The sequence below is a fragment of the Crenothrix sp. genome, from assembly GCF_043729335.1.
Taxonomy (GTDB): domain Bacteria; phylum Pseudomonadota; class Gammaproteobacteria; order Methylococcales; family Methylomonadaceae; genus Crenothrix.
The window spans coordinates 1-11,176 of sequence record NZ_JAYTLQ010000058.1 but is presented as its reverse complement, the minus strand read 5'-3'; the positions used below and the strand labels follow the sequence as shown (position 1 = coordinate 11,176).

Here is an 11,176-nt window from a genome sequence, read left to right as displayed (position 1 = left end):
TTATTCACGAAGTGCGGAGAAACGGCCTATATCAAGTACCTTGTACAATGTCCTTAAACGAAAAAGCCGAGCGAATTCGAACTCAATTGGCAAGGGGATTCACCAATGACAGATTTGCAAATGAGCAGATTGGTTGACTTTATAGCTCGAACCAAAGTTAAGCGGTTTTAGAGTAAGAAGGGGGTATTTTAGATTTTATTAAGCTTTTGCCTGAAAACCGTTGCCGTGTATTAGATGAAGATGAGTTATCAACCGATGAACACCAACATGTACAACACTGCTTGGCGCAAATTGAACAAGGCGATTACAGTGAATTTGAAGACTGGGAAACCGGTGTTGTGTAGCGGAGAATTGATAATGAGTAGCCTACAAGAAAAAATTAATCAAGAAATTAACGCATTGCCCCTAACCTCACAAAAAGAGGTGCTTGATTTTGTACTGTTTCTCAAAAAAGCAGTCAACACAGAAACTGATACCGATTATCTGTCAAAAAATCCAGATATTAAACAAGCGATTATTGATGGTTTAAATACCTCGCTTGATGAATGTTCCGACCAATTGGATTGGTAATGTATAAACTTTATTACAGCCACCGCGCTAAAAAAGATGCCCAATTGATCAAAGCATCTAAATGAGCGGTCGCGTATTCAGCGACCGCTCCACCGACTTTGTTAGCCTTACATGCTTTTTGTGTTAAATAGCCGCTTTAATACGAGCCATCGCTTTTTGCAGATTTTCCATACTGGTGGCAATGGAGATTCTAATATGACCTGCACTGCCAAACGCTGAACCAGGCACCAACGCAACACCGGCTTTTTCGATTAAATATTCCGAGAAATCCAGATCATCATTGATGCCATCAAGCCTTGCAATAAGCTTTTCAATATTGGGGAACACGTAAAAAGTCCCATCAGTTTCAATGCACTCTACGCCATCAATGCTATTAAGCTCGCTGACTACATAATCATGGCGCTGCTTAAATTCCACACACATGCGGTCAATAAAACTTTGATCCCCCGTTAAAGCCGCTTCTGCCGCATATTGCGAGATAGATGTAGGATTGGATGTGCTTTGCGATTGAATAGTACACATGGCTTCAATCAAATCCGCAGGGCCTGCCGCATAACCAATCCGCCAGCCGGTCATCGAATACGCTTTAGATACGCCATTCATTACTACCGTACGATCATAAAGATCAGGATGCGCATTTAAAATATTAACAAACGTGCCTTGTTGCCACAGGATATGTTCGTACATATCATCGGTAGCAATGATGATGTTGGGGAAGTCTTTGAGTACATCACCCAAAGCTTTAAGCTCGTCCAGGCTGTAAGCAATACCCGATGGATTGGACGGGCTGTTGATAAAAATCAACCGGGTTTTATCGGTAATGGCCGCACGCAGCTGTTCAGGCGAAATTTTAAACCGCTGTGCCTGAGTGGTTTCAATAATCACCGGTACGCCATCAGCCAGCAACACCATATCAGGGTACGACACCCAAAAAGGCGCGGGGATAATTACTTCATCGCCAGCATTAAGCAGTGCTTGTGTCAGATTAAATGAGCTTTGTTTACCGCCGCATGACACCAGAATTTGCTTGGGCGTATAGTCCAAACCGTTATCTTTTTTGTATTTATCAATAACCGCTTTTTTTAAACTGGCCGTACCATCAACCGCTGTATATTTAGTGAAACCACTGTCCATTGCCTTAACGGCAGCGGCTTTAATGTGATCGGGGGTATCAAAATCAGGTTCGCCTGCGCCAAGACCCACAATGTCTTTACCCGCTGCACGCATTTGCGCCGCTCTGGCAGTAATCGCTAAAGTAGGTGAAGGTTTAACTGCCTGGACTCTATTAGAAAGTGAGATGCTCATATTTCGCCGTAAAAATTAAAAATCAATATCGTTAATATTAGTAATTATACCTTATGTGTAATCGCTACTCAGTAGATGGAGTTTAAAAAAATCGCTAAGTCATCAATTCGCCATCCGCGCTCATTACCAAGATATAAATTTTGTAATGCAAAAATCGGATTTTTCTTTTAATGGAAAAATATTTGATAGGCAGCAGGGATTTTTTTCGTGCGCACAGTGGTCACAAATATTTACAGTAAGTGACAATTGTTGTCGGTATCCCTACGTGAAAACGTTGAGCCACGCATTAACTGATTGTTTTAAATAAAATTAAATAAATGGCATAGATCATGCTTTAGCCTTTATATACAACATAACTGGATAAAGCACGGGGACACAATACCCGAACACCAGATTGTTAAGCATTTAACGTTTATTTGGAGCGGCTATTATGAAACACAACTTATTATTGACTGCACTCATCGTGTCATTTGGCGTTTCTCAAACCAGCGTGGCAAGCCCACTGTGTGACAAACTAAAAATACCGGCCAGCCAATTGTCAGCTTTTAGCCCAAAAGATGCCCAAGGTAAATCTGTCCATAATAGTATGAATGACGCAGTGGCTTGTCTAAATGCTGATTGGGCTAAGTTGTCAAGAAAATTAACTTATCGAGGCTCAACATCAGATGCCTCGTTTGTCACTCCAGCGCCTTCCCCAGCACCTACGGTTGTCGTGAGTTATGCGCCTGCTGCGACCTACAACGCCACTATAGCGACGCCCGTTGCGTTTCTAACTCGGCCTGTGGTGAATGTTAATTATTTACCGATGACACATTATTCATCAACGCAAATAATGACCCATACCTATCGGTTAAATGCGCCACATCTTGCCGATGAAGTGCCTACCTCAAATTATCAAGGCAGCTTGCCAACACCGATTATTTATCAAACCGGTCATTGGAATGTCGATAGATAACAGTGTACAAGGCCTTATCAACGAGGCGCTTGAGTTTCAACGTTGCTGGTAGACGGCTTTGGTTTTTTCGCTACAGGCGGTTTATCAACCACTTCTGTCACGGTTTTTGTTTTCGTTTTTATGGCCGGTGTTTTATTGCCTGATGTTTTACTACTGGGTATTTTATTGCTAGGCGAATCTTTGACTACTGGCTTGCTAACGGTTGTTTTAGGGACGGTTACCGTTTTTGATATTTTGGCTAATGGCGCTTTTTCGACAGGCATTGGCTTAGACGTGGTGGTTTTCCCCGTTACTGATTTTTTTTGCGTAGGCGTTTTTGTCGTTGCGGTTTTTACAGATTTCGGCAGTATTTTTTTCAATGGCTTTGCATGCTTTAATGTCTTATCCTGCTTCGCCATAGATGTTTTGTTACTTGCAGGTGCAAGGTTAGTTTCAGGCGCTTTAGGTTCAACAGCGATTAAAGGTGGATTAACCTTAACGGCCATTTGAGTTACTGGTGTGTTATTGATCAATGGCATCAGTACGGGCTTCAAAAATTTGACGATCTGTACGGGCACCGAACTGGTAAAGTGATATTGACCTGCATTTGGACCTTCTACGTAAGCCGTCATCACGCCATAAAAATGCTCACCCAGGAAAAAAGTAAACACAGCCGCACGACTAATAAATTTGGATTCTATCAAGCGGCCTCGTTCGCCCCATACTTGCTTACGATGATCGCCAGTTCCCGTTTTACCACCCACTTCCAGTGCTTTACCACTCGCATCGGTATAAACCCCTCTAAGCCGTGATGCTGTGCCTTCTTCAACCACACCGGCCAAGGCGCTACGGGCAGCGATAGCCACTTCGGCAGGAAAAATACGCTCACCTTTTTCGGCAGCTTTTTTCATCACCGTTTCATAAGGCGTATCTTTGGCAAAATGCAGGCTCTCAAAACGAACAGAGGGCTGTTTGACACCATTGTTGCGTATAATACCCATCAATTCAGCTAATGCGGCGGGCCTATCACCAGAAGCACCAATAGACGTTGCATAAGAAGCGGTTAAGCGATCAAATGGATAGCCGACACGTCTCCAGGCGGCATGAACCTTTTTAAACGCTTCTTCTTCCAGCAAAGTCATGATGCGGCGTTGTTGGCCATGCTTTTTATTGCTTTTTAATAGCCAGCGATAAACATCCAGGCGTTCACGCGTACTTGCTGCAATCACGTCTTCTTTAGTTGCACCCGGATTTTTGGCCAAATAACTGACTAGCCATAACTCTAAAGGATGAATTTTGACGATGTAACCTTGATCTTGTAAATCAAAATTTCTGGGTGAATATTTATCGTAAAGCTCGTAAATATCCTCCTTATTCATGTCTGCTTTAGCCACATGCTCGCTTAAAAACTGATTAAGCTCACTGACATCATGATCAGGATAAATCGCTTGATACAACATGGTCAGGCGTGAAGGTTTTGCCAGCACTTTTTGACTGAGCAGCTTTAAGGCTTCAGCAGGACTTTTGCCTTGATATTTCACATAAAAACGCTGTAAATAAACCCGTGCTTCGCGGTCGGCAAAACGTTCCAAATATTCTTGTTGTTTCGGATCGTCAGGGTTATCTATCCAAAGTGCCATGCCACCAGGTTTGTACATATGATGATAGGTAATATCTCGCATCATGCGAATAAAGACCAAGTTTATCGAATCACGCAAGGCATGGCGTACGGTGACAATTTTGCCGTTATCTGATTTATTGAAGTTATTGAAATGATGAACCCCGCCACCGGTATAAAAGCCTTCGTAAGGGCTGGCGGAATATTTACGCTCCAGTGCTTCATTGAGTAAATCTTGTAAGCTGATATGCGGCGTCGCTAAAAGATGCGCTACCACCCAGGCCGATAAATAATCACGTGGATGAAACTGCAATTTTTTAAGTTGATCTACCGAACGATCTTTATATTGCTTGTGCAGATCAGAAAGTAGCTCCAGATAATGCACCATCGTTCTAAGCTTGGAGGTAGAGCCTAAATCAATGCGAATACCTTCGTTAATATCAAGTGGCTGATCAAAATTATCGGTTTGAATGCGCAGCATATTGCCTTTATCAGTACGCTCAAACAACATAAGGCTGTAGACAATAGGCGATAAATCAATGTTACCACTGAGCATACGCTTACCAAAAAGCCCCGCATTAATCGCTTCTTTTGGATCATTTAACAAACGCAACGCCGCCGTCACTTCTTGTTGAACTTTATAATCCAGGGTAGTTTTAGCCACCAAGTCCAGCCGATCTAGCTCGTAATTAGATCGCGTGCCTAGCAATTTAGCCAACCGTGACCTTAAGACAGACTGGGTCTTTTTTTCAACCATAAACTGGCCAGGCGCTTTATCAGTCCGTGGCAGACGAATAGTTTTAACATTTAAAGCCGCATCACGAAGGGCTGGCGAAATAACATTTTGTGCGGCCAATAGCCGTAAATAACTGTCCGCAAGCGTTTGCAGCGCGTTGTAACCGCGTCCTAATAAATAGGTGGGGCGGCGTTGCGACAACAAAATACTCAGCACTTGCCGATAAGCCTGTGCTTGCTGCGAAGTAACGGAGGTAGTCGATTTAATAGCATTCTGACTCAATAACCGATTAACTTCAGAAAAATCCGCGCCAAACCAACCCGACAAACCATCGCCCAGGCCATGGACTTCACCAGCTTTAGGTGTTGCCGCCAGTGGCATAGAATTTAAATAAGCATGGGCAATTTCTTTACGCATTTCCAATGTATTAGCGCCTAGCAAATAAGCGCGGATGGAAGCACTGCTCATTTGTTTAAATTTATCACTCAGCGAATTGGTAAAGCCATTTGGGGAGTGGCGATATTTTTCTATTTGTGTCGCTAAAGTGCTGCCGCCGGGTACGTTGCCGTTTAAACCCAGTTTATGAGCTATCATTTGCAAGCTTGCAAAACCCAAGCGATCCCATTCGATAGCCGGATTGATGGTTACATTTTTTTCACTCAGCAGTTCACGGTTTTCAATGAACAAGAGAGTGTCGAGAATAACGGGCGGAATATCGGCAAAATCAGCGTAGCCATGCGCAGGGTAAACGTTAGAAAATACCGGCTGGTCCGTGCGATCAGTAATACGAAGCCCAGCCTGGGTTTTTTCACGGTAAATGGCAAACAAACCAAAATCCATGAGTTCAGTCATTTTTGCTGAAGGCGCAGCTTGTGCCGCAATGTTATAGCCGGATTTTTGCAAACGTTGCACCATTTCAGGCAAACTGGCATAGCCTAAGCGCAGATCATAAGGGCCATTACCCGGATAACGAATTGAGGTACTCGGCCCCGGATCAAGAGTAAAACTTAATTGCCGGCTAATTTCCGATAAATATCGCGCTTGGTATTTAGAAGTAGCGACTTCTTCGCGTACCAGTTTGACCACAATAAATACAACGATAACCAATCCTAAGATGATATATATCGTCAAATAGTGGCCAATAGAGATTCTATCTTTTTGCATGAACGGCTTTTTTATTGAATCATAACGAGGTTTTTCTTCATTCAACTGTTTGCGCTGCAAAGAATCGAAATCACCCATGTGTATTGTTTTGCTATCTTAAAGTAAATAAAACCCCGCTTATGCCTGAATAAGGCATTTATAGCTGTAGTTATGGGGGATAAAACTGACTGTGTGAATGAAATCTTTGTGAAATTATACTCTATCTTCAAAATTTTTTACCTATTGTGTCAAGTAAAAAAACAGCAGAGCAGTGTAATCGGCACTCAGGTTATAGTCATAAATGAATTATAGACGACTTTCCTTAACACAACGGACATTACAAGTAGTAAAAAAGACCTTATTTACATACAATAACAGGCTAAATCACTTTATAGTTCTAATACAGGTGGCATTCGCCGTCTGTTAAAACGCGATCTAATCAAACGTAAAAACCTATGGCACAACACACTATTACGCTGGGCATTCCAGATTTCACCTACGCTGATCTTTACGATGCAGCACAACTGAAAAAATTACTGGCTGTCTTTGATGCGTCTGTCAATAAACATGATGAACAGCTATATCAAAGCTTTATGGCGTATCGAGACTCCAAAGGTGTTGATATGGGGCCTGAGATCATCTCCGATCTTTTGGTGCGTATGGCACCTTTTGTAGGCCAGTTTGTTGCGACTTTATTTAATGTTAATAAGCAACATCAGACTCAAAAAAACCTGATACAAAAAGAAATGAATAGCATTTTTGCCTACAAACGCACGGTAGTTGAAAAATTGGATTTCGTTTTTAAAGGCCAAGATATTACTGAATGGGATGATGTTGAGCGTATAAAAAAACAGTTTGACGTGTTATTGGCTGCGGGTTTTCCAGAAGCTAATCAGGATGCAGACCCAGAACGTCGGGTTGCCGCTGTAGGTGCGGTTATTGGTGAATTGTCCGCACACTATAAATTAATCGCTAAAAATAAAGCCAGTGATTACGACAATGCCGATCAAGTCGCCCAAATGCTACGCGCCAAACTGGCCGCCGATAGCATCGCTGCCAATGAATTTAAAGTGTTTATTGATTTAGCCGATCCTGCTGAATTTATCGATGGCTTAATGACGCTTGTACAGCGCTGGAGCTTTCTTGCCAAACATAATGATGAATTGACAGGCAAATGGCTGAGCTTTAAGTTTCCGGAAAAACGCGATTTCGAACATCTGGTTGAACACGATACCGTTGATCGGGGTGAATTTACCGCCTGGATGGGCGAGCAAAAACACCGCCGTTTCCGAGATGGCTTTAAACTCACCGATCCACGTTTTAATGAACGGCAATCGCTGTCGGAAGTTGACCATTGTATTTATTGCCACGAGCGTGATACCGATTCCTGCTCTAAGGGTATGCGCAATAAAAAAACCAACACTTTTAAAGTTGATCCGTTGGGTGTTACTACTACCGGTTGTCCTTTGGATGAAAAGATTTCTGAAATGCACCTGGTTAAACGCGGTGGCGATAATATCGGTGCGTTGGCGATTATTATTGTTGATAATCCGATGTGCCCGGGTACCGGCCATCGTATTTGCAATGACTGTATGAAAGGCTGTATCTACCAAAAAACCGATCCGGTTAATATTCCGCAAATTGAAACCAATGTGTTGACCGACGTGTTATTCATGCCCTACGGTTTTGAAATTTACAGCCTGTTGACGCGCTGGAATCCGCTCAATGTCAACCAGCCACACATGTTGCCTTATAACGGCAAAAATGCGCTGGTGGTCGGTTTAGGGCCTGCGGGCTATACCATGAGCCATTATTTACTTAATGAAGGCTTTGGTGTGGTGGGTATTGACGCACTTAAACTGGAACCGTTGCCGGTCGCTTTAACCGGAGACAGCACCACCCTGCCCCAGCCGATTGCCGATTTTAATGATATTTATGAAGAACTCGACCAACGCACCTTGGCAGGTTTTGGCGGCGTGGCCGAATACGGCATTACCGTGCGCTGGGATAAAAACTTCCTGAAAGTAATTTATTTAACCTTGTTAAGACGTCAAGCCTTTAGAGCTTACGGCGGTGTACGCTTTGGTGGCACGTTAACCATTGACGATGCCTGGTCTATGGGTTTTGACCATATCTGTCTGGCTTCCGGTGCCGGTAAACCCACCATTATCGATCTAAAAAACAACCTCATGCGCGGCATACGCAAAGCCTCTGATTTCCTGATGGCCTTACAATTGACCGGTGCAGCCAAGTCATCATCGTTGGCAAATTTACAGGTACGTTTGCCTGCGGGTGTTATCGGCGGTGGCTTAACGGCGATTGATACGGCAACAGAATTAATGGCTTATTATCCAGTGCAAGTTGAAAAACTATTGGCACGCTATGAAGTGCTCAGCACTATTCATGGTGAACACGGCGTTCGCAACCGTTATGATGATGAAGAAACTTTAATCCTGGATGAGTTTTTGACGCATGGCCGGGAAATTCGCCAAGAACGCCAACGCGCCCAAGCAGCCAACGTAAAACCTAATTTTCAGCCTTTGGTTGAATCTTGGGGTGGTGTTACGCTATTTTATCGCAAAGGCATGAAAGACGCGCCAGCCTATCGGCAAAATCATGAGGAAATCCACGAAGCCCTGCAAGAAGGTATTGCACTGGCAGAAGGCATGAGCCCAAAAAGCGCGTTGGCGGATGAATACGGCCATTTGAATGCAGTGGAATTTGAAAAAATAGTGCTGGAAGACGGTCGCTGGAATAATTCTGGGCAGATTGTTCACGTGCCTTTGCGTAGCTTATATATTGCTGCCGGAACCTCGCCCAATACGATTTATGAAAGTGAATACCCGGGTACGTTTACCATGGACAAGTATTTCTTCCAACGTTATGAGCCCGAATGGTCTGGCGATGATTTTAAACTGGTGCCGATGGCCGATGAGACTGCGCCAAAGCTGGGTAAACCTGCACCGTTAACTTCGTACCAAAAAGACGGCAAATTTATTAGTTTTTATGGTGATAATCATCCCGTGTATGCCGGCAACGTAGTAAAAGCCATGGCCAGTGCTAAAAATGGGTATCCTTATGTTGTTAAACTGTTTGAAAAAGAGCTGGCTAATTTAAACCCTGCCGAACAATCGCAGCGCGATACCGATTTAAAAGCCTTGTTTGCCAGATTAGATGCTGCCTTCACCGCAACCATCGTAGCGATTAACCGCCTTACACCCACGATTATTGAAGTGATTGTTAAGGCTCCGTTAGCGGCAGAAAAATTCCATCCTGGCCAGTTTTACCGTGTGCAGAATTTTGAAGCGTTTGCACCGGTTGAAGAAGGCACGGTATTAGCCGCCGAAGGTTTGGCATTAACCGGTGCGGAAGTCGATAAAGAAAAAGGCACTATTTCCTTGATTGCTTTGGAAATGGGCTCATCATCAAGGCTGTGTGCTACCTGGAATGTCGGTGATCCGTTGGTGATTATGGGCGTTACCGGGACACCTACGGATATTCCAACCGGACAAACCGTGTTGTTGATCGGCGGCGGCTTGGGTAATGCGGTGTTGTTCTCTATTGGTAAGGCGCTTCGGGCAGCAGGCAATCGGGTGATTTATTTTGCAGGTTACAAATTCAATCAGGATGTCTTTAAAACCGACGATATTGAAGCTGCGTCCGATATTATTATCTGGTCCGTGGATAATACCGCAGCCGCAGTGGCTATTCATCCGACACGTCCGCAAGATAAAAGCTTTGTGGGTAATATTCTGGAAGCCATGGTAGCGTATGCGCAAGGCCAACTGGGTGAACAGCCGATTTCACTCGCTGATGTTGACCATCTGATTGTCATTGGTTCTGATCGCATGATGTCTGCGGTAAAAGATGCCCGTTACAATGTACTTAAGCCGTATCTGAAAAAAGCCCATCATGCGGTAGGATCTATTAACTCGCCTATGCAATGTATGATGAAGGGCATTTGTGCACAGTGTTTGTGCAAGCATGTCGATGCAGAAACCGGTAAAGAGTATTTTGTATACTCGTGCTATAACCAGGACCAAGATTTGGACAAGGTAGACTTTAAACATTTGAATGCCAGATTACGGCAAAATACAGTGCAGGAGAAATTATCCAATCTTTGGCTGGATTACTTATTAAATAAACAAAAATCGGAAAAGTCAGCTGTACTTTCAGAAAAATAAGTGCAGAATTATCTTGATGGCTTTCATTTTTAATAGACAATTATTTTATTTATAAGTAAATTTTTTAATTAATACCTGAAGTGTTCACCCCTATTTTAAAATAGGGGTGAACTATTGAACTAAGGCTAATCGAGCTTTACTTTAAAGGTGACGGCGCCACTTGCACTAGGGGCCAGTGAGCCGGTAAATGCCCATTCAATTGCACCGGCACCACTAGCAACCGGCGTCTCAACAGTTGAACATGACACTGCGTTGGACTTTGGTGTGGTTTTCGTGCATGTTAACAAACTCGCCGGCAGCAATGACCCCGCTGATGCTGATACAAAGGTAGTGTATGCCGGGGTCGCATCGTTAATTACCAAGGCATTAACCGGTTTCGAACCATTGTTGGTGTAGGTAATCTGGTATTCCAGCGTTTCGCCTGCCTTAGCCGTGTTGCTCACCTGCCAGTTCTCTGCGCCAGTACCATCCAGCGTCACATTACGCACCCTTTTTATCAAGTCAAGGGCGGCATCAGAAACAGTGGTCATATCTTGTCGGCTGTAAGTGGCTGTCGGGACTGACACTGCACCGGTAAACACGAAATCGGCCTTGACCAGCACTAGGTTGGTGGCCCCAAAAGGCGCACCGGGCGGCACGAACTCCTTCATTATCAAGCAGATTTGATCACCTACCACTACAGGAAT

The 11,176-nt window shown here is 43.8% G+C and carries 7 protein-coding genes; 4 read left to right on the top strand and 3 right to left on the bottom strand.

The window, feature by feature from the left end:
• The first annotated feature begins 206 nt into the window (after positions 1–206).
• The gene (locus tag ACHZC4_RS14305) at positions 207–344 is read left to right on the top strand and encodes a hypothetical protein (RefSeq protein ID WP_394754544.1); all 138 of its coding nucleotides are present in this window, start codon (positions 207–209) and stop codon (positions 342–344) included.
• Between the two features lie 13 nt (positions 345–357).
• Positions 358–570 (top strand): hypothetical protein, encoded by a 213-nt coding sequence (locus tag ACHZC4_RS14300; protein WP_394754543.1) that lies wholly within the window; start codon positions 358–360, stop codon positions 568–570.
• Positions 571–693: 123 nt separating this feature from the next.
• Here ACHZC4_RS14300 and ACHZC4_RS14295 read toward each other — a convergent pair whose 3' ends face one another.
• The gene (locus ACHZC4_RS14295) at positions 694–1,875 is read right to left on the bottom strand and encodes a pyridoxal phosphate-dependent aminotransferase (RefSeq protein WP_394754542.1); all 1,182 of its coding nucleotides are present in this window, start codon (positions 1,873–1,875) and stop codon (positions 694–696) included.
• 430 nt (positions 1,876–2,305) lie between these two features.
• Between ACHZC4_RS14295 and ACHZC4_RS14290 the strand changes: the two genes are divergently transcribed.
• A complete protein-coding gene (locus ACHZC4_RS14290; RefSeq protein ID WP_394754541.1) occupies positions 2,306–2,830 on the top strand; it encodes a hypothetical protein in 525 nt (174 codons plus the stop codon).
• A 17-nt stretch (positions 2,831–2,847) separates the two neighbouring features.
• Here ACHZC4_RS14290 and ACHZC4_RS14285 read toward each other — a convergent pair whose 3' ends face one another.
• Complete coding sequence (locus ACHZC4_RS14285) at positions 2,848–6,405, bottom strand: transglycosylase domain-containing protein (protein WP_394754540.1); 3,558 nt, start codon at positions 6,403–6,405, stop codon at positions 2,848–2,850.
• 356 nt (positions 6,406–6,761) lie between these two features.
• On the opposite strand from ACHZC4_RS14285, the gene ACHZC4_RS14280 reads away from it, so the two are divergent.
• The gene (locus tag ACHZC4_RS14280; RefSeq protein WP_394754539.1) at positions 6,762–10,490 is read left to right on the top strand and encodes a pyridine nucleotide-disulfide oxidoreductase; all 3,729 of its coding nucleotides are present in this window, start codon (positions 6,762–6,764) and stop codon (positions 10,488–10,490) included.
• A gap of 125 nt (positions 10,491–10,615) precedes the next feature.
• Here ACHZC4_RS14280 and ACHZC4_RS14275 read toward each other — a convergent pair.
• Positions 10,616–11,176, bottom strand: a 561-nt coding sequence (locus ACHZC4_RS14275; RefSeq protein ID WP_394754537.1) for a hypothetical protein, incomplete at its 5' end; no start/stop codon positions are given.

Bases quoted from the DNA above. Each gene is read 5' to 3' on its own strand.
- ACHZC4_RS14295 (WP_394754542.1), bottom strand. From the start codon at position 1,875: ATGAGCATCTCACTTTCTAATAGAGTCCAGGCAGTTAAACCTTCACCT.
- ACHZC4_RS14300 (WP_394754543.1), top strand. From the start codon at position 358: ATGAGTAGCCTACAAGAAAAAATTAATCAAGAAATTAACGCATTGCCC.
- ACHZC4_RS14290 (WP_394754541.1), top strand. From the start codon at position 2,306: ATGAAACACAACTTATTATTGACTGCACTCATCGTGTCATTTGGCGTT.
- ACHZC4_RS14280 (WP_394754539.1), top strand. From the start codon at position 6,762: ATGGCACAACACACTATTACGCTGGGCATTCCAGATTTCACCTACGCT.
- ACHZC4_RS14285 (WP_394754540.1), bottom strand. From the start codon at position 6,405: ATGGGTGATTTCGATTCTTTGCAGCGCAAACAGTTGAATGAAGAAAAA.